This is a genomic window from Roseobacter phycocola, assembly GCF_042055075.2.
Classification (GTDB): Bacteria; Pseudomonadota; Alphaproteobacteria; order Rhodobacterales; family Rhodobacteraceae; genus Roseobacter.
In genome coordinates this window covers 2,759,738-2,776,417 of record NZ_CP194010.1, presented here as the reverse complement: position 1 = coordinate 2,776,417, position 16,680 = coordinate 2,759,738, and the positions used below count along the sequence as shown (strand labels likewise).

At 59.2% G+C, this 16,680-nt stretch carries 21 protein-coding genes; 11 read left to right on the top strand and 10 right to left on the bottom strand.

What is annotated here, in order from left to right:
* Positions 1-39: 39 nt before the first annotated feature.
* Both AB4K19_RS13640 and AB4K19_RS13635 read right to left on the bottom strand, forming a co-directional pair.
* Positions 40-393, bottom strand: a complete 354-nt coding sequence (locus AB4K19_RS13640; RefSeq protein WP_375228872.1) for a DUF1294 domain-containing protein — start codon at positions 391-393, stop codon at positions 40-42.
* A gap of 72 nt (positions 394-465) precedes the next feature.
* Positions 466-1,386, bottom strand: coding sequence for a manganese-dependent inorganic pyrophosphatase (locus AB4K19_RS13635; protein ID WP_375228871.1), 921 nt, complete (start codon positions 1,384-1,386; stop codon positions 466-468).
* Positions 1,387-1,554: 168 nt separating this feature from the next.
* Here AB4K19_RS13635 and AB4K19_RS13630 point away from each other — a divergent pair, with 168 nt between their 5' ends.
* The 3 genes from AB4K19_RS13630 (at position 1,555) to groL (ending at position 4,401) form a co-directional block, all read left to right on the top strand.
* The gene (locus AB4K19_RS13630) at positions 1,555-2,235 is read left to right on the top strand and encodes a DUF2161 domain-containing phosphodiesterase (protein WP_375228870.1); all 681 of its coding nucleotides are present in this window, start codon (positions 1,555-1,557) and stop codon (positions 2,233-2,235) included.
* A gap of 173 nt (positions 2,236-2,408) precedes the next feature.
* A complete protein-coding gene (locus AB4K19_RS13625) occupies positions 2,409-2,696 on the top strand; it encodes a co-chaperone GroES (protein WP_375228869.1) in 288 nt (95 codons plus the stop codon).
* A 64-nt stretch (positions 2,697-2,760) separates the two neighbouring features.
* Complete coding sequence (gene groL / locus AB4K19_RS13620) at positions 2,761-4,401, top strand: chaperonin GroEL (RefSeq protein ID WP_375228868.1); 1,641 nt, start codon at positions 2,761-2,763, stop codon at positions 4,399-4,401.
* A 76-nt stretch (positions 4,402-4,477) separates the two neighbouring features.
* Here groL and AB4K19_RS13615 read toward each other — a convergent pair whose 3' ends face one another.
* Positions 4,478-4,915 carry a response regulator gene (locus tag AB4K19_RS13615; RefSeq protein ID WP_375228867.1) on the bottom strand — a complete coding sequence of 146 codons (438 nt, stop codon included), beginning with the start codon at positions 4,913-4,915 and terminating at the stop codon, positions 4,478-4,480.
* A 197-nt stretch (positions 4,916-5,112) separates the two neighbouring features.
* Between AB4K19_RS13615 and AB4K19_RS13610 the strand changes: the two genes are divergently transcribed.
* Positions 5,113-5,847, top strand: coding sequence for a sensor histidine kinase (locus AB4K19_RS13610; protein ID WP_375228866.1), 735 nt, complete (start codon positions 5,113-5,115; stop codon positions 5,845-5,847).
* Between the two features lie 91 nt (positions 5,848-5,938).
* Positions 5,939-6,787 carry a DMT family transporter gene (locus AB4K19_RS13605; RefSeq protein WP_375228865.1) on the top strand — a complete coding sequence of 283 codons (849 nt, stop codon included), beginning with the start codon at positions 5,939-5,941 and terminating at the stop codon, positions 6,785-6,787.
* Here the strand turns inward: AB4K19_RS13605 and AB4K19_RS13600 are convergent.
* Positions 6,753-7,208, bottom strand: a complete 456-nt coding sequence (locus tag AB4K19_RS13600) for an NUDIX domain-containing protein (protein ID WP_375228864.1) — start codon at positions 7,206-7,208, stop codon at positions 6,753-6,755. The genes AB4K19_RS13605 and AB4K19_RS13600 overlap by 35 nt on opposite strands.
* 72 nt (positions 7,209-7,280) lie before the next feature.
* On the opposite strand from AB4K19_RS13600, the gene AB4K19_RS13595 reads away from it, so the two are divergent.
* Together AB4K19_RS13595 and AB4K19_RS13590 are read left to right on the top strand one after the other, a co-directional pair.
* Positions 7,281-8,072: an esterase/lipase family protein gene (locus AB4K19_RS13595; protein ID WP_436399546.1), complete on the top strand. Its 792-nt coding sequence runs from the start codon at positions 7,281-7,283 to the stop codon at positions 8,070-8,072.
* Entirely contained in the window at positions 8,026-9,201 is a 1,176-nt protein-coding gene (locus AB4K19_RS13590; protein WP_375228861.1) for an alpha-D-ribose 1-methylphosphonate 5-triphosphate diphosphatase, read from the top strand. Before AB4K19_RS13595 ends, AB4K19_RS13590 begins: the two co-directional genes overlap by 47 nt.
* An 11-nt stretch (positions 9,202-9,212) precedes the next feature.
* Here AB4K19_RS13590 and AB4K19_RS13585 read toward each other — a convergent pair whose 3' ends face one another.
* Genes AB4K19_RS13585 through AB4K19_RS13575 form a run of 3 tightly spaced genes read right to left on the bottom strand, consistent with a single transcriptional unit; the run spans position 9,213 to position 11,042 of the window.
* Positions 9,213-10,280 carry a 5-(carboxyamino)imidazole ribonucleotide synthase gene (locus AB4K19_RS13585; protein ID WP_375228860.1) on the bottom strand — a complete coding sequence of 356 codons (1,068 nt, stop codon included), beginning with the start codon at positions 10,278-10,280 and terminating at the stop codon, positions 9,213-9,215.
* On the bottom strand, positions 10,273-10,761 hold the full coding sequence (purE, locus tag AB4K19_RS13580; protein ID WP_375228859.1) for a 5-(carboxyamino)imidazole ribonucleotide mutase: 489 nt from the start codon (positions 10,759-10,761) through the stop codon (positions 10,273-10,275). The genes AB4K19_RS13585 and purE overlap by 8 nt, the downstream gene beginning before the upstream one ends.
* 56 nt (positions 10,762-10,817) lie before the next feature.
* Positions 10,818-11,042: a YdcH family protein gene (locus AB4K19_RS13575; RefSeq protein ID WP_436397976.1), complete on the bottom strand. Its 225-nt coding sequence runs from the start codon at positions 11,040-11,042 to the stop codon at positions 10,818-10,820.
* A gap of 158 nt (positions 11,043-11,200) precedes the next feature.
* On the opposite strand from AB4K19_RS13575, the gene AB4K19_RS13570 reads away from it, so the two are divergent.
* From AB4K19_RS13570 to AB4K19_RS13560, 3 genes are all read left to right on the top strand, one after another.
* On the top strand, positions 11,201-11,614 hold the full coding sequence (locus tag AB4K19_RS13570) for an Hsp20 family protein (RefSeq protein ID WP_375228857.1): 414 nt from the start codon (positions 11,201-11,203) through the stop codon (positions 11,612-11,614).
* A gap of 3 nt (positions 11,615-11,617) precedes the next feature.
* Positions 11,618-11,842: a DUF1150 family protein gene (locus tag AB4K19_RS13565; RefSeq protein ID WP_375228856.1), complete on the top strand. Its 225-nt coding sequence runs from the start codon at positions 11,618-11,620 to the stop codon at positions 11,840-11,842.
* A 69-nt stretch (positions 11,843-11,911) separates the two neighbouring features.
* On the top strand, positions 11,912-12,811 hold the full coding sequence (locus AB4K19_RS13560) for a PhzF family phenazine biosynthesis protein (protein WP_436397974.1): 900 nt from the start codon (positions 11,912-11,914) through the stop codon (positions 12,809-12,811).
* Here the strand turns inward: AB4K19_RS13560 and AB4K19_RS13555 are convergent.
* Both AB4K19_RS13555 and trxB read right to left on the bottom strand, forming a co-directional pair.
* Complete coding sequence (locus AB4K19_RS13555; protein ID WP_375228855.1) at positions 12,790-14,130, bottom strand: cytochrome P450; 1,341 nt, start codon at positions 14,128-14,130, stop codon at positions 12,790-12,792. The genes AB4K19_RS13560 and AB4K19_RS13555 overlap by 22 nt on opposite strands.
* Positions 14,131-14,256: 126 nt before the next feature.
* Positions 14,257-15,237, bottom strand: coding sequence for a thioredoxin-disulfide reductase (gene trxB, locus AB4K19_RS13550; protein ID WP_375228854.1), 981 nt, complete (start codon positions 15,235-15,237; stop codon positions 14,257-14,259).
* 204 nt (positions 15,238-15,441) lie between these two features.
* On the opposite strand from trxB, the gene AB4K19_RS13545 reads away from it, so the two are divergent.
* Complete coding sequence (locus tag AB4K19_RS13545; RefSeq protein ID WP_375228853.1) at positions 15,442-15,942, top strand: Lrp/AsnC family transcriptional regulator; 501 nt, start codon at positions 15,442-15,444, stop codon at positions 15,940-15,942.
* Here AB4K19_RS13545 and AB4K19_RS13540 read toward each other — a convergent pair.
* The gene (locus AB4K19_RS13540) at positions 15,939-16,679 is read right to left on the bottom strand and encodes a Hint domain-containing protein (RefSeq protein WP_375228852.1); all 741 of its coding nucleotides are present in this window, start codon (positions 16,677-16,679) and stop codon (positions 15,939-15,941) included. The two genes, AB4K19_RS13545 and AB4K19_RS13540, sit on opposite strands and share 4 nt — an antisense overlap.
* Position 16,680: the final 1 nt, after the last annotated feature.

Sequence of the window (16,680 nt, the reverse complement as noted above, 5' to 3'; positions counted from 1 at the left end):
TGCAGGACTGACCGGATATGCGCCAGAAAAAAGCAGAATTCAGTTGCTGACGCTCTGGAAAAACCGGGGCGTGTTCCGTTCATTCTGACCGCCAAACCCGGAGAATTCGAACGCTTCAAGATGTGGCAGCGCCAGTGGCACGGCAATTGCTGCCGCCCAGACAAGCGGCACAGCATTCAGCACGAAACCGAACGGTTGTTTTCTGGTTTTGTGTCGGAACCGGCGTTGGGCCAGTTTCGCCGCAGGCCAGCCGCCACAAAAGGAGAGGGTCAGCAGCGTAGCTTCCGGTATCCGGCGCGCTTCCGCAAGTGCGCGGTGTTTGTCCGCCCGGAATGCCATCCAGGTCAGCGCATTGAGCGGTACAAGATATAAAAGCAGAACTGTCGTAAGCATGTCGCCTGCATGGAATGACAAAACGGCGCCAATGCGGCGCCGTTCGGAAAAATCATGGCATTTGCGGTCGCGTCAGACCGCGAGGTTCGGAATGATCTGCTTTTTACGGCTCATGATGCCGGGCAGAACAACCGTGTCACCGCCGACTGCCGCGTCAAAGCTTTTCTCGGCCACGGTTTTCACAATGTCGTTCGGCACCAGCAGTGTCGCCTCTTCGTTCAGGATATCGACAACAAACAGGAGCACTTCATCTGCGCCGTCTTCTTTCGCGACGCCCGGCATGGCGGCCATCAGCGCATCTTTGCGCTCAAGGACCTGAGCAGGTGACGTTGTTTCCAGAACCGAGACGCGGAACTGTTTACCACCCACGGCATATTCCTTGCTGTCCATGCGGAGCAGTTCAGCTTCGGAGAACGCCGAAACATCGGATTTCGCCGCAAACATTTCGGCGGCATATTCAGAAATATCAACGCCCAGGTCTTTGGCCAGGTCATGCGCGATGGCCTTATCTTCCTGCGTGGTGGTCGGGCTGCGGAATTCGAGCGTATCGGACAGAATGCACGACAGCATCGCGCCTTTGACGCCTTCGGGCATCTGCGCCATGTCTTTGCCGATCATTTTCCACATGATCGTGGCTGTGCAGGCCAGCGGCTCGATCCTGATGTCGATGGGCCCTTTGGTTTCCAATCCGCCGACGAGTTTGTGGTGATCAATGATCTGGCGGATGTCCGCGTCGTTGATGTTATCCGGCAGCTCTGCGGGGTTGTTGGTGTCAACGATGACAACCGGCGCGTTGTCTTCCAGCTTTCCGAGCACGCGCGGCATGGTCAGGCCCCAGCGTTCCACGACAAACTTCGCCTCGGTGTTTGTGTCGCCCAGCAGGACGGCCTCGGCTTTTTCGCCTTTGATCTGGTTAAGGTACCAGGCCCAGATGATGGGCGATCCGGTGCTGTCTGTGTCTGGGGATTTGTGGCCGAAAACGAGCGTGGTCATGTTTCTTTTCCTGATCGTACAACTGAATTTTCGCGCCTTATAACACGGTGTCCGGACATGTCACCCCGTGGATGCTGCGCTGCGGCATTATGGTTTACACGGGCGCAGTGTTGCACTTGCCGTCCGGTTCCGGGCAGAGTCGTCCGGACCGGATCCGGGGCAGCAGTTGTGACGAAATCAAGCGAAACAGAACTCTATCCGCCTGTAAAAACCTTTCTGGAGGAGCAGGGCTATGTCGTGAAGTCAGAGGTCGGTGCTGCGGATGTTGTCGCGGTGCGCGGGGGCGAGCCACCGGTCATTGTGGAGCTGAAGCTCGGATTTTCACTCGCTTTGTTTCATCAGTGTATAGCGCGCCAGTCCGTGACGGACGATGTGTACCTTGCTGTCGCGCGTCAGCCCGGCAAACGGTTCGCCAGAGCGCTGAAAGAGAACACTGCCATGGCGCGCCGGCTTGGTCTTGGTCTGATGACTGTCCGCCTGTCTGATAACCTTGTCGAAGTACATTGCGACCCCGGACCCTATCGCCCGCGGAAGTCGGCAAAACGTCAGGGTGCTCTGCTGCGGGAGTTCGCCCGGCGTCAGGGCGATCCGAATGAGGGTGGTCAGACGCGCCGCGGTCTGGTGACAGCCTACCGTCAGGATGCACTGAAACTTGCGCTTTATCTGTTCGAAGCAGGCGCCAGTAAGGGCGCAGATGTGGCGCGCGAAACGGGTGTTCCCCGTGCGACACGGATGATGGCGGATGACCACTACGGCTGGTTTGAGCGTGTTGAAACAGGAATTTACGGGCTGACCCCGGCTGGTGCGACGGCGGCGGAGGCCTCTGCTGACGTTCTGGGGTCCGGCTGAAACCTGCTGGAAAGATTCATAAAAATTTTGCGATGCCTCTGGTTGACACCCCGGGGAGGCTTCCTTAGCTATGCGCCGTTAGCACTCACCGTAAGAGAGTGATAACGGGCCGCCGCTGAAATGGTGCGGTGGCTCTGAATGGGAGAAACTTTGAGCCTCAAGGAGCTGCAAAGATGGCATTGAAACCGCTTCATGACCGCGTGCTGGTACGCCGCACGGAAAGCGAAGAGAAAACTGCTGGCGGACTGATCATCCCCGACAGCGCGAAAGAAAAGCCCTCCGAGGGCGAAGTGGTGGCTTGCGGTGCAGGCGCCCGTAAAGACAGCGGCGAGCTGATCGAAATGGCTGTGAAGCCCGGCGACAAAATTCTGTTCGGCAAATGGTCCGGCACAGAAGTGACGCTCGACGGCGAAGAACTGCTGATGATGAAAGAAAGCGACATCATGGGGATCATCGAGTAAGCGCATCCGCTGCTCTGATCCTTCGCTGATTTCAAACTGATATTTCCCAAGAGGAGAAAACAAGATGGCAAAAGACGTCAAATTCGACACAGATGCCCGTAACCGTATGCTGAGCGGCGTGAACGTTCTGGCAGACGCGGTCAAAGTGACCCTCGGCCCGAAAGGCCGCAACGTGGTTCTGGACAAATCCTTCGGCGCACCGCGCATCACCAAAGACGGTGTTTCCGTGGCCAAAGAGATTGATCTCGAGGACAAGTTCGAGAACATGGGCGCGCAGATGGTCAAGGAAGTGGCCAGCCGCACCAACGACGAAGCAGGCGATGGTACAACAACCGCGACTGTTCTGGCTCAGGCCATCGTCAAGGAAGGCATGAAGTCGGTTGCCGCAGGCATGAACCCGATGGACCTCAAGCGTGGTATTGATCTGGCGACATCCAAAGTTGTCGAAGCGATCAAATCCGCGTCCCGTGAAGTGAGTGACAGCGCCGAAGTGGCACAGGTCGGTACCATCTCCGCAAACGGCGAAGCTGAAATCGGCCAGCAGATCGCAGACGCGATGCAGAAAGTCGGCAACGAGGGTGTGATCACCGTCGAGGAAAACAAAGGTCTGGAAACAGAGACAGACGTCGTCGAAGGCATGCAGTTCGACCGCGGCTATCTGAGCCCCTACTTTGTCACCAACGCAGACAAAATGACCACAGAGCTGGAAGACTGCATCGTGCTGCTGCACGAAAAGAAACTGTCTTCGCTGCAGCCCATGGTGCCGCTGCTGGAGCAGGTCATCCAGTCGCAGAAACCGCTGCTGATCATTGCAGAAGACGTTGAAGGCGAAGCGCTGGCAACTCTGGTTGTGAACAAACTGCGTGGCGGTCTGAAAATCGCAGCTGTTAAAGCACCGGGCTTCGGCGATCGCCGCAAAGCCATGCTGCAGGACATCGCGATCCTCACAGGCGGTCAGGTTATCTCCGAAGATCTGGGCATGAAGCTTGAGTCCGTGACAATGGACATGCTGGGTTCGGCCAAGAAAGTGCAGATCACCAAGGACGAGACAACAATCGTTGATGGTGCTGGCGAGAAAGCCGAGATCGAAGCGCGTGTTGCTCAGATCCGCACTCAGATCGAAGAAACCACATCTGACTACGACCGAGAGAAACTGCAGGAACGCGTTGCCAAACTGGCAGGCGGTGTTGCCGTGATCCGCGTTGGCGGCATGACAGAAGTCGAAGTGAAAGAGCGCAAGGACCGTGTGGACGATGCTCTGAACGCGACCCGTGCCGCTGTTCAGGAAGGCGTTGTTGTCGGCGGTGGTGTTGCTCTGGTGCAGGCCGGCAAATCACTGGACGGCGTCGAAGGCATCAACAACGACCAGAACGTCGGTATCAACATCGTGCGCAAGGCCATCGAGGCGCCGCTGCGTCAGATCGCTGAGAACGCTGGTGTTGACGGTGCGGTTGTTGCGGGCAAAGTCCGTGAGAGCTCTGACGTGACCTACGGTTTCAACGCTCAGACCGAAGAGTACGGCGACATGTTTGCCTTTGGTGTGATCGACCCTGCCAAGGTTGTGCGGACTGCACTGCAGGATGCGGCATCTGTTGCAGGTCTGCTGATCACAACAGAAGCGATGGTTGCTGACAAGCCGGCGAAAGAAGGTGCTGCACCCGCAGGCGGTATGCCCGACATGGGCGGCATGGGCGGCATGATGTAAGCCAGCCAGGCAAACAGACTATTACGGGGCCCGCCTTTTTGGTGGGCCCTTTTTGATTGTGTCTGCCGGTTCTGGTTCAGGCAATTGCCTGTTGGGAAGCAGGCCCGCCGCCGAGTTTGCTCAGAGCTGCGAACAGGCTTTCACGCGGGTTGTCCTTGCACAGATGTCCGGCGACATGTGGGCGATAAGGCGCCAGCGCGTCACGGATTTTGCCGTTGGAAGCAAACGGGAAAACGACAATGTTCTTCAGTTCGGGCTTCCTGCGCAGGGCGTCAAGAAACTCGATCCCGTTCATCCGCGGCATGTTGATATCAAGAGCCACAATAAACGGAGGCAGTGATCCGCCGGCTGAATCTGCCTCGGTCTCCAGAATATCGAGGGCTTCCTGCCCGTCGTGAGCAACAAGAGTGCGGTTGGCAATTGCAAGTTTACGCATTGCCCGCTGAAGCGAAAGGATGCTGATCTGGTCATCGTCGACCAGCAGAAAAGTCGCGTCATCCAGTTGTTCGCTCATCAGTTTTCCTCCGTTCTTTGCAGCGATCTGCTGTCCGATCCGGTGCCGTGAGGATCAGACATGAGCCTGATCCGTTTAAGGCCATCAGGTTTACGGAGCGTTGCCTGCGCAGGATTTTTGTCATGAGGCCTGCGTTAACCTGGTATTCAAAGCTGACTGGTACCACCACCCGCGCAGTACACTTAAAGGTCCAGTCCATGCATAATCCTGATCCGGTTTCTGACAGTGGGGGCAAAGCGATGCCTGAAGTCGGTCCGCCGACATCCCGTGAGTTTGAAGACTTCGTCTATCTGATCAGCCATGATGTGCGGAACTCTGTCAGGGCCCTGATTGAACTGCCCCAGTGGATTGAAGAAGATCTGTCAGAAGCGGGCGTGAAAATGGATGGCCCGGTTGGCAGAAACATCGAACTGATGAACCGTCACACCGGCCGGCTGGACCGTATGCTGGTTGATCTGCTCGCTTTTTCGCGCGTCGGCCGCATGCAGGAGATGGTTCATGCAGACCTGGCGGCAGTGCTGGACGAAGTGCTGGATGAAGTCATCCTGCCCGCAGGTTTCCGGCTTGTACGCGCGTTTGACTGTACGCATCTGCACATCGGTGAACGGGACATTCTCACTTTGCTCACTGCGCTGATATCCAATGCAGTCAAGCATCACGATCGCGCGGCGGGCAAAATCATCGTCTCGGCACACAGGGAAAAAGCAAACGTTATGCTTTCCGTTACAGACGATGGGCCTGGAATTCCCGAAAACTTCCGCGGTCAGGTTATGGATGCGATGACAACACTGCGCCCCCGTGATGAAGTCGAAGGCAGTGGTATGGGGCTGGCGATCGCGCGAAAGATTGCCCTGCGCTACGGCGGTTCCATTTCTCTGAGCGCACCCTCAGATGATCGCGGAACGCGGGTGCAGGTCGTTCTGCCGCAATAAAATCCATAGAATATCTTCAATTTCGCGGCACCGCTGATGCCGCTTCGTTAAATCCGCTTGGCCACAGGTCCGCGAGCCGCTAATGGGGGCTATGCGCCTCTGTCTGCTGACCATGATCACCATGGTGGCCTTTGCCTCCAATTCCCTGCTGACACGGCTCGCAGTCGACACCGGTGCATCCGACCCCTACAGCTTTGCGCTTCTGCGGGTGTTCGCCGGTGCCGCCGTTCTGTCAGTGATCCTGAGGGTCGGCGGAAAGCCAGTGACCTTCAGCCCGCGACAACGTGCGACCAGTGCTCTCAGCCTCGCGGTTTATATGATCGGGTTTTCGCTGGCTTATCTGACCCTTGATGCGGGTCTTGGCGCGCTGATCCTGTTTGGCGTCGTGCAAATTGCAATGTTTGCACACAGCGCGGTCACCGGCCGGCAGCCGACGGGGCGACAGATGACAGGTGCCGCAATTGCCTTCGGGGGGCTGTTTCTGGTTTTGTGGCCTGCAGGCGGAGCATCCACCGATGTGGCGGGAGCCATTTTCATGGTCCTCGCAGGGCTGGGGTGGGCCGTGTATACGATATCAGGCCGGGCCGCTTCCGATCCGGTCGCCATGACCGGTGCAAATTTCCTGCTCTGCCTGCCGGTCATGCTGGTTTTTCTGCTGGCACCGGACAGAAACGTGACCGCGGGCGGTTATCTTCTCGCGCTTATCTGTGGCGGGCTGACCTCCGGGCTGGGATATGCGCTCTGGTACCGGGTCCTGCCGGACCTCCAACAGACCGCCGCCGCGGTGGTTCAGCTCAGCGTGCCGGTCATCGCGATCATCGGAGGTGCGCTTGTGCTTGGGGAACCGGTCTCCGGTAAGGTGGCCGTGGCTGCAATGCTGGTCCTTGGCGGCATCGCGTTCGCGGTCACATCACGATCGTCTCAAGCGGGTCGTAGGTGACGGCGCCAGGCTGCGCGAAAGCAATTGCCTTCAGGCCATCCGGTTTCACCCGTACCGTTTCCGACCGCGCTTCAGTCACCCAGATGTGGCGGTCAACAATTTTCTCGGGGTCACGCCACTCGCTGCTGATGTTCGCATTGCCCGCAATGCTGCACCGGAAAAATATCTCCACCTGGTGGAAGCCGATACGCGGATCGTGGAATTCATTGACCATGCACGGCGCGCCCACTTCAATGCGCAGGCCGGTCTCTTCGTACACTTCACGGGCCAGGTTCTCGGGCAGGCTGCTGCCCGTCTCCACGCCGCCGCCCGGGGCGCACATCAGATCACTTTTCCCGTCCGGCCAGGCGTTCACCAAAAGCAGGTGACCGTCATGAACGATGATGGCGCGGACAGCGACGCGTGGTGATTTTGAGGGCATTCCGGCTATACTCCGCACTTTAGCGTTACGTCATTCTTTTGTACTGAAGCGAATGCACCTATCTCAATGGCCATGAAACACCTGAGTGTTCTTTTGATTGCTGTATCGCTGTTCTGGGGCCTGGCTGCACCGGTGCAGGCGCGCTGCGTGGTGCTTTTACATGGCCTTGCGCGGACGGAACTCTCATTCGCACTGATGGAGACGGCGCTGGCCGCTGAAGGGTACGAGGTTGTCAGGCCCGGATACCCTTCGACCACCGCAGAGGTTGAAGAACTGGTGCAGCGCACAGTCCCGGATGCCGTGTCAGCCTGCGGGCCGCGCAATACCGTGGATTTTGTGACCCATTCCATGGGCGGCATCCTGGTGCGGCAGTGGGCGAAAGCCAATCCGGATGCTGCAATCGGCCGAGTGGTTATGCTGGCCCCCCCCAATCAGGGAAGCGAGCTTGTCGACGCACTGGATGACATCGATGCGTTTGACTGGATCAACGGCCCGGCAGGAGCCCAGCTGGGCACCGGGCCGGACTCGCTGCCGCGCAATCTGCCACCTGTGAATTTTCCGCTCGGCGTGATTGCCGGGGATCAGTCTCTCAATCCATATTTTTCCTCCCTTTTGCCAGGGCGCGATGACGGGAAGGTGTCGGTCGCTTCCACAAGGGTGTCCGGCATGCGGGATCACATCGTTCTGCCGGTCACGCATACCTTCATGATGAACAACCCGCGCGTCATTGCGCAGACCGTTGCATTTCTGAGCACGGGCGAATTTGATCATTCTCTAAGCTGGCTCGATGCTGTACTGGGACAGCTCGGCTGCCCCGATGGCAGCTGCGTGCCGGGGGTGGGCACAGTCATTGGTAAACCTTGATCTGAAAAACGCACAGGTGCTGCGGCCCCATGGTCTGGTGCGCGAAACCCTGTCCTTTGCCGACGGCGAAATCGTCAGCGAAACAACAGGCCGGGCCGCTGATCTGAGCGGTTTCACGGTTCTGCCCGGCATTATTGATCTGCACGGTGACGGTTTTGAACGCCATCTGGCGCCCCGCCGTGGTGCGATGAAGCAGATGTCCGAAGGTCTCGTGGCGACGGCGGCTGAGCTTGCGGCGAACGGGATCACGACAGGTGTTCTGGCGCAGTTTGTCAGCTGGGAAGGCGGCGTTCGCGGGCCGGAATTTGCGGCCAAAGTATTTGAGGCTATCAGGGATACAGCCCCCACGCTGGACACGGATATCCGCGCACAGCTGCGCCTCGAGATGCACCTGCTCGACCTTTATGATGACTTGCCGGACCGGATACGGGACTGGGGGATCGACTATGTGGTCTTTAACGACCACCTGCCGCATGACCGTCTGTCAGAAGGCCGCAGACCGCCGCGCCTGACCGGCCAGGCTCTGAAGGCCGGGCGCAATCCGGATGATCATTTTGAAATGCTGCTAGCCCTGCATGCCCGCAGGGATGAAGTGCCTGCAGCGCTGGACCGCCTCTGCCCCAGGCTTGCGGCGATGAATGTCCGGATGGGCAGCCACGATGATAACACTGCTGCGGGCCGCGATACCTGGCACAATCGGGGGGCCATGCTTGCTGAATTCCCGGAAACGATGGAGGCCGCCGAAGCGGCACAGTCCACCGGGGCGACGGTGGTCCTTGGGGCACCGAACGTTGTGCGCGGCGGATCACACAAAGGCAATGTCAGTGCAGTTGAACTGGTGGCTATGGGGCTCTGTGATGTGCTGGCCTCGGACTACCATTATCCCAGCCCGCGCCGCGCCGCTTTGATGCTGGCGGACACCGGGATGACGGACCTTGCCGGCGCCTGGTCGCTTGTCTCCGAAGGGCCCGCACGGGCACTTGGCCTTGAGGACAGGGGCAGCCTTGTTGCAGGAAAGCGCGCCGACATCGTCATTCTGGACGACAAATCCCGCAGGGTTGCCGCTACAATTGCCGGCGGCCGGTTTACCTATCTTTCGGGCGAACTTGGCGCGCGTCTGCTGACCTGACGCCGGTACTGTCAGGCAGAGATGCGGTTGACGTGGCCCATCTTCCGGCCCGCTTTGACTTCTGCCTTACCATAAAGGTGCAGTGCTGCTGATGGCTCGCGGGCGATCTGCGGTACCCTGTCCATGTCGTCACCGATCAGGTTTTCCATCACGACGTCGGAGTGCCGCATGCCATCCCCGAGGGGCCATCCGGCCACGGCGCGGATGTGCTGTTCGAACTGATCCACGGCACAGCCGTTTTGTGTCCAGTGACCGGAGTTATGAACCCGCGGTGCGATCTCATTCACAATCAGACCACCGGGCGTCACAAAAAGCTCCACGCCCAGCACACCGACATAATCCAGTGCGTTCAGGATGCGTGCGGCCATCAGAACAGCATCTGTCCGTTGTGCCGCGCTGAGACGGGCGGGCACCGTTGTGGTGTGCAGAATGCCGTCGCGGTGCACGTTTTCGCCCGGATCAAAACAGGCGACTTCACCGTCCGCACCACGGGCGGCAATCACTGAGACTTCGTGTGAAAAGTCGACGAACCCCTCCAGGATCGCCGGCTGTCCCGCCATGTCATTCCAGGCGTTGCCGGTATCTTCAGACGACTTCAGGCGTGCCTGACCTTTGCCGTCATAGCCAAACCGCCGTGTTTTCAGGATCGACGGTGTCCCGATGGCCGCCACGGCGTCGGCGAGGCTTTCGGGGCCTGTCACATCCGCGAAAGGGGCGACCTGGAGCCCCAGATCCTGCAGAAACGTCTTTTCTGTCAGCCGGTCCTGGCTGATGCGCAGGGCTTCGCGTCCGGGTCGGATCGGCACGATTTCTTCGATGATATCAAGGGCGTCTGTGGGAATGTTCTCGAACTCATAGGTAACCACACTGACGCTGGCGGCAAAGGCGCGCAGCGCGTCCGCGTCATCATAGGCGGCGGTCGTGACTGTTTCGGAGACGTGACCCGCAGGCGCACCTGCGCCAGGCTCAAAGATATGGGTGCGGAAGCCGAGGCGTGCTGCCGCTACAGACAGCATGCGGCCCAGCTGGCCGCCGCCCAGAATACCGATTACAGCACCCGTCAGCAGCGGTTCAGTCATCTGTCGGGACCTCCGGAATGGACGCGGACAGCGCGGCCCGCCAGTCGTCCAGCCGCCGGGCCAGGGCGTCATCGTGCAGGGCCAGAATACCAGCGGCCATCAGGCCCGCGTTCTTTGCCCCTGCGGCACCGATGGCCATCGTCGCAACAGGGTAGCCCCGCGGCATCTGCAGAATGGAATAGAGCGAATCGACACCCGAAAGGGCGCGTGTCTGCACCGGCACGCCGATGACGGGGACACGGGTTTTGGAGGCCATCATGCCCGGCAGATGCGCCGCACCGCCCGCACCTGCAATAATGACCTGCAGACCACGATCCACTGCTGTTTTGCCATAATCCCACAACCGGTCCGGTGTCCGGTGTGCTGAAACAATGCGCTTTTCGTAGGGGACACCCAGTTCGTCGAGAACGTCTGCGGCCTCCGACATTGTCGGCCAGTCCGACTGGCTGCCCATAATGATCCCGACAGAGACAGTTGTCATGAAAAAGGCCCTTTCGCCCGTAACTTGCGAAGCGGCACTATAGCCAAAACCGGGGGTCAGGCAATGATGTCCGGCGTGAGTCTGTCCTCGATCTGCGCGATCAGGTCCTTGAGGCGGAGTTTGCGCTTTTTCAGGCGCTGCAGCGTGAGCTGATCGCTGACGCCTTTGTCCACAAGAGCGTGGATTGCCTCGTCCAGATCCCGGTGCTCGCGCCGGAAAACCTCGAGCTCCACGCGGAGCACCTCATCGGTTTTCATCGACAGATCAGAGGGCGCATTCATAAAGGTCTGATTCCAAAGCTGCGGTGCACATAACATAAGGTGTCAGGGGCGAACCGCCTAGCCCTTGCGTCATCCCGGCTTGCTCCCCATATTCTATGCAGGTGTCGCCGGAACGGGGCGCCTCACAGACTGTCGCTTGACCAAAAAGGACGTGTCGCATGACGAAAATGACGCTGGGATCCTATCCCCATATGCTCGGGTTCGAGCAGCTGGAGCGGTTGCTGGAACGCACCGCAAAGTCCGGGAACGAAGGCTACCCGCCTTTTAACATCGAACAGACATCTGATTTTTCTTACCGCATCACACTGGCGGTTGCCGGTTTCGCAGAAGAAGACCTGTCTATCACCGTTGAGGACCGTCAGCTGGTCATCCGGGGTCGGCAGTCCGACGACAGTGAGGGCCGGGTGTTTTTGCACCGTGGCATCGCATCACGCCAGTTTCAGCGCAGCTTCGTGCTCGCGGATGGCGTGGATGTCGGCGAGGCCGTTATGGAAAATGGTTTGCTGCACGTGGATCTGACACGCGCGCGCCCGGAAAAAATTGTTCAGACGATCAGCATCAGGAAAGGGTAAGATATGACCGAAGCATTTGACGCGACGCCCGAAGAAAGCCGTATCGTCTATGTAAAGACGGTGCATGTGGCTGAACTGCCTGATGAAGTGCAGGGACAGGTTGAGGGTTTTGAGCATCTTTATGCGGTGCATGACGCAGAAGGTCAGCAACTGGCCCTCGTCGCGGATCGCAAGCTTGCCTTTCAGCTTGCACGACAGAACGATTATGCACCCGTTGCCGTGCATTGACGCGGGTGACAAAGCGATGAATTCTGAAAGGGCCGCAGTATTCTGCGGCCTTTTTTGACGGAGCGCAGCATGCAGTTTGATTTTGATTGGGTCGATGCCTTTTCGGAGGTCCCTTTCGGCGGCAACGGATGTGCAGTGGTGCATGAAGGCGCGGGACTGCCGGATGATATGTGCATGGCCTATGTGCGTGAAACATCGCTTGTCGAGTGCACCTTCACCGGCCCGTCAGAGGTTGCAGATCTGCGTGTGCGCTATTTTCTGGCCAGCCGCGAGATCCCCTTTGCCGGCCATCCGACGGTTGCAACAGTTGTGGCGCTGCGCGCGCGCGGTCTGATCGGGGATGGCGATCTTGTGCTGGAAACGCTGGCAGGGAATGTGCCGGTTTCGGTGCAGGGCAACCGGGTGCGCATGACACAGATTGCACCGCAGTTCGGTGATGACGTCCCCGCAGATATTGTTGCGGCAGTTGGCGGGATCGCATCGCAGGACATCATCGCGCCGCCGCGCATCGTCTCAACCGGCCTGCCGTTCTGCATCACTCTGTTAAAGAACCGGGCTGTACTGGACAGTCTGCAGATGGATGCCCAAGCGCTGCGCCGCTTCGCCGATCATCTGGGCCAGCCGGGCGTGGATATGATGGAGCCATTCTGGGTCACGCTGCAGGACACACCGCCTGGCAGTGATACGATGAGCCGCCTGCTGATCGCGCCGCCCAGCCCGCCCGAGGACCCTTTCACGGGCTCAGCGACCGGTGCGATGGCGGCTTACCTCTGGGCGGGAGGTCATATACCAGGGCCGGAATTCACCGCCGCGCAGGGTGATGGCATGGGCCGCCCGGGCCGGGCGCAGGTCCGGGTGCTTGGCGAACCTACGGCCATTTCGGGCGTCGAGGTCAGTGGTTCCGGGGCTGTGGTGATGTCCGGGCAGGTGACTTTTCCGTCCACAGGTCAGGCCACCAGCCTGAGCTGAGCCTGCTGGCGCAGAACAACCGGCAGACCGCCTTTCGGTTTCGGGATCGGCATCCGCTGCCATTCCGGCGCACCGTTGGGCAGTTCAAGCTGGTGATCGCGCAGCAGCGTCGCGATGAAAAGCTTCACCTGCATTCGGGCAAAATGCATGCCGATACACTTGTGAGCACCGCCGCCAAACGGGGTCCAGGCGAACCGGTGCTTCTGGTCTTCGGCGCGCTCAGGCGAAAACCGGTCCGGGTCGAATTCGGTCGGATTGGTGTAGAGTTCGGGCGACAGCATCGTCACACCGGGGTTGAGCGCAAGCGATGTTCCGGCGGGAATGTCGTACCCATGCCAGTGGAAATCGCGCACAGCCTTGCGCGGAATAAAGGGTACGGGCGGCACCAGCCGCAATGCTTCACGGAACACTTTGTCCGTTTCGGTCATCGACTTCAGCGCGTCTTCGTCCAGCGGCCCGCTGCCGAGTGCTGCGACCTCACGCGACAGCCGCATCTGCCAGTCAGGATGTGTGCCGAGTGCTGCCATCATAACAGACAGTGACGTGGCGGTTGTATCATGCGCGGCCATGATCAGCAGGTTGAACTGGTTGAGGATCTCATCCTCGGTCCAGGACTTGCCGTCCTCATCCGTGGCATTGCACATCTGCGAAAAGAAGTCGTCGCCACCTTTGGCCCGCCGCTCCGGAATCATCGTGCGGAAGGTTTCCCGCAGAAAATCGCGCCCGCGCACGCCGTGCCACATCGGCGTAAAGGGGATCGCCTGACGGATCGGCGTTACCGAGGCGCGGATCTCATCGGTGATCGCGCGGTTGATCTGCTTTGCCAGATCGCCGTCGAGCGGCAGCCCCATGAAAACAGCACCACCCACACGCAGGGTAAGGTCTTTTATCGCAGTGTAGAAACAGAACGGTGTGTCCTTGGGCCAGGTCGCCAGCAGTTCGGCCATGGTTTCGGCCATCCGTTCGCGGTAGTCGCGGATGGCGGATGCCCGGAATGCCGCATTCATAATCCGGCGGTTCTGCCGGTGGTGATCAAAGTCCTGCAGGATCAGTCCGCCCGGATAGATCCGTGCCAGCGCGTCCCATCCACCTTCGGAGGAGAAGTTTTTCTCCTGGTCCATCAGAACGTATTCGAGCGCGTCTGGCCCGCACAAATTGACCCGCCAGACGCCCAGCATCTTCGTTTTGTACACATCGCCATAGCGGCGGATGTATTCCTGCTGAGTGCCATAGCTGTCGCGCGCGATGGTCAGTGTGTGGCCGATCACGGGCGGAACCGGGGGGCCGGGAATGTGAGACAGGGCGGCACGGGTGGGCATGATGAACCTCGCAGCATTCAGAAAAGCAACGCGTCCGGGTGGACACGTTATGCTTTATCCCGCTGGAGGGTTGGGAGTGGCTTAACCCACCGTACGCACGCAACACCGGCGCGCCGGTAGTGAGGATTATTCCGCGGCGCTGTCGGTCAGAACGGCGGTTTCCCCGTTTTCGTTCTCGGCCAGAAAACGCTCTGCCTCAAGGGCCGCCATGCACCCCATACCGGCTGATGTCACAGCCTGACGGTATTTGTGGTCTGTCAGGTCTCCCGCTGCGAAAACACCAGGGATCGACGTCTCAGTGCTGTCCGGCTTGGTCACTACGTAGCCGCCCATATGGGTTTCCAGTACGTCTTTCACCAACTCGTTTGAAGGTGCGTGACCGATGGCGACAAAGACACCTTTGGCAGGAATTTCGGTGATTTCGCCGGTCTTTGTGTGCTTCACGCGCACAGATTCCACGCCAAGCGGCGCGTCCGTGCCGACCACTTCTTCGAGTTCATGGAACCACAGAGGTTCGATTTTGGGGTTTTTCATAAGCCGGTCGATGAGGATTTTTTCGGCACGCAGCTCATCACGACGGTGAATCAACGTCACTTTGGACGCAAAGTTGGTCAGGAAAAGCGCTTCCTCCACAGCGGTATTGCCGCCCCCGATGACAACAATTTCCTGGCCGCGATAGAAAAAGCCGTCACAGGTCGCACAGGCCGAAACGCCAAAGCCCTTGAACTTTTCTTCGGACGGCAGCCCCAGCCATTTCGCGCGGGCGCCGGTCGCAAGGATCACGGCATCGGCCACGTATGTCGTGCCGCTGTCGCCGGTTGCCACAAAGGGGCGCTTGCTGAGGTCCAAGTCGTTGATGATGTCGCCGATGATCTTCGTGCCCATCGCCGAGGCATGGGCTTCCATGCGCACCATCAGGTCGGGGCCCTGAACTTCCGTGTCGCCGGGCCAGTTCTCCACCTCGGTGGTTGTGGTCAGTTGCCCGCCAGGCTCAATTCCCTGCACCAGAATGGGTTCCAGCATGGCGCGGCTGGCGTAAACGCCTGCTGTATAGCCGGCCGGACCTGATCCGATGATCAGAACGCGTGTCTTCCGTGTGTCGCCCATTGCATCCCCCGAGAATCTGACACTGTGTAGCAGACCCGATATACAGTTCACACGTCGGGTCTTAAACCCCTGCTGTCTTGGCCACGGTCACAGGTTCGCTATCAGGCACAGTGACATGTGTGAAAGAATGTTGCGTGGTTGCGAAACATTGTTGCGCGTAGCTTCGGGGCTGTTATAACTTCCGCAAAATAAAGCGGGGGACTCATGGCCGGAACACGTCTGGATCCGATTGATCGAAAAATTCTGGCAGAACTGCAGGCTGATGGTCGCATGACCAACGTTGAGCTGGCCAAACGTGTTGGCATATCTGCTCCTCCCTGTCTGCGTCGTGTGCGAACACTTGAGGAAGCAGGATATATTCGCGGATATCACGCCGAGGTTGATGCGCGCGAACTGGGTTTTGAGGTTCAGGTATTTGCAATGGTCGGTCTGGCCAGCCAGGCGGAGGCTGATCTGTCCGCCTTTGAGGAACGCTGCCGGGCATGGCCGCTGGTGCGCGAGTGCCACATGCTCAACGGCGAGGTTGATTTCATCCTCAAGTGTGCAGCGCCCGATCTGTCGAGTTTTCAGAAATTTCTGACCGGCGAGTTGCTGACCACACCAAACGTGGCCAGTGTGAAAACCTCACTGGTCATCCGCGGTGCCAAGGATGAGCCCGGCGTTCCGTTTGATGTACTCGAAGAGCGGCTCGCTTCCGGCGATTAGGCGGCTGTCAGGTCGCCGTTTTCATCCGGGACACGCATCAGGCGCAGCGGACCGAAATCGGTGAGCGTGCTGACATGCGGAAACAGGGACATGAAAACGCTGCTCAGTGTCGGAGACATATACTGCAGCGGATTTTGGCCTGGGTGATAGCTCTCAACCTCAAGCCCGGCGGCAACAATCGCCGCATGCCGGCGCAGCCCGATATGAAAGAGGCGCACAGGCGTGGGCGGTGACATTTCGATGACATTGACCCCGTCAACAAAAGCCCTGGCCGGTGTCAGAACCTGCTGACCTTCGCGCGCACGCGCCGTGCCGGGCTGTGCCTGCAGAAGACGGGCTCCTCCACCGAGGCTGATGAAACTGTCCGGACGGCTGACGCCGAAGCTTCCCGCCATGATCCGTGTCAGCGGCATCCTGGCCATTCCCTGCGACGGAGAAAAGGATGCTGACCCGATCCATGTCACTTCTGTGTGCTGACCGTCCGAGGTCAGAACCCTGTCACCAGGGTGCAGATCCTCCACCGCAGACTGCCCGTTTTCTGTCTGTATCAGTGTGCCCTGTGCAAAGGCCGAAAAGGCTGCATCAAATACCGGATGAGAGGGGATGCGCCGCTGACCGATCACAGTGCTGCCGTCCTCGCGCAGGGCCGAGATATCGACAACGCGGGCACCGGGTGCGCTTTGCGTCAGATTGCCAGCTGTGTGCCCCAGGGTAACAGAATGGGGGGTCAGGGTCATG

Bases quoted from the DNA above. Each gene is read 5' to 3' on its own strand.
- AB4K19_RS13640 (WP_375228872.1), bottom strand. From the start codon at position 393: ATGCTTACGACAGTTCTGCTTTTATATCTTGTACCGCTCAATGCGCTG.
- AB4K19_RS13635 (WP_375228871.1), bottom strand. From the start codon at position 1,386: ATGACCACGCTCGTTTTCGGCCACAAATCCCCAGACACAGACAGCACC.
- AB4K19_RS13625 (WP_375228869.1), top strand. From the start codon at position 2,409: ATGGCATTGAAACCGCTTCATGACCGCGTGCTGGTACGCCGCACGGAA.
- groL (WP_375228868.1), top strand. From the start codon at position 2,761: ATGGCAAAAGACGTCAAATTCGACACAGATGCCCGTAACCGTATGCTG.
- AB4K19_RS13615 (WP_375228867.1), bottom strand. From the start codon at position 4,915: ATGAGCGAACAACTGGATGACGCGACTTTTCTGCTGGTCGACGATGAC.
- AB4K19_RS13610 (WP_375228866.1), top strand. From the start codon at position 5,113: ATGCATAATCCTGATCCGGTTTCTGACAGTGGGGGCAAAGCGATGCCT.
- AB4K19_RS13605 (WP_375228865.1), top strand. From the start codon at position 5,939: ATGCGCCTCTGTCTGCTGACCATGATCACCATGGTGGCCTTTGCCTCC.
- AB4K19_RS13600 (WP_375228864.1), bottom strand. From the start codon at position 7,208: ATGCCCTCAAAATCACCACGCGTCGCTGTCCGCGCCATCATCGTTCAT.
- AB4K19_RS13595 (WP_436399546.1), top strand. From the start codon at position 7,281: ATGAAACACCTGAGTGTTCTTTTGATTGCTGTATCGCTGTTCTGGGGC.
- AB4K19_RS13590 (WP_375228861.1), top strand. From the start codon at position 8,026: ATGGCAGCTGCGTGCCGGGGGTGGGCACAGTCATTGGTAAACCTTGAT.
- AB4K19_RS13585 (WP_375228860.1), bottom strand. From the start codon at position 10,280: ATGACTGAACCGCTGCTGACGGGTGCTGTAATCGGTATTCTGGGCGGC.
- purE (WP_375228859.1), bottom strand. From the start codon at position 10,761: ATGACAACTGTCTCTGTCGGGATCATTATGGGCAGCCAGTCGGACTGG.
- AB4K19_RS13575 (WP_436397976.1), bottom strand. From the start codon at position 11,042: ATGAATGCGCCCTCTGATCTGTCGATGAAAACCGATGAGGTGCTCCGC.
- AB4K19_RS13570 (WP_375228857.1), top strand. From the start codon at position 11,201: ATGACGAAAATGACGCTGGGATCCTATCCCCATATGCTCGGGTTCGAG.
- AB4K19_RS13565 (WP_375228856.1), top strand. From the start codon at position 11,618: ATGACCGAAGCATTTGACGCGACGCCCGAAGAAAGCCGTATCGTCTAT.
- AB4K19_RS13560 (WP_436397974.1), top strand. From the start codon at position 11,912: ATGCAGTTTGATTTTGATTGGGTCGATGCCTTTTCGGAGGTCCCTTTC.
- AB4K19_RS13555 (WP_375228855.1), bottom strand. From the start codon at position 14,130: ATGCCCACCCGTGCCGCCCTGTCTCACATTCCCGGCCCCCCGGTTCCG.
- trxB (WP_375228854.1), bottom strand. From the start codon at position 15,237: ATGGGCGACACACGGAAGACACGCGTTCTGATCATCGGATCAGGTCCG.
- AB4K19_RS13545 (WP_375228853.1), top strand. From the start codon at position 15,442: ATGGCCGGAACACGTCTGGATCCGATTGATCGAAAAATTCTGGCAGAA.
- AB4K19_RS13540 (WP_375228852.1), bottom strand. From the start codon at position 16,679: ATGACCCTGACCCCCCATTCTGTTACCCTGGGGCACACAGCTGGCAAT.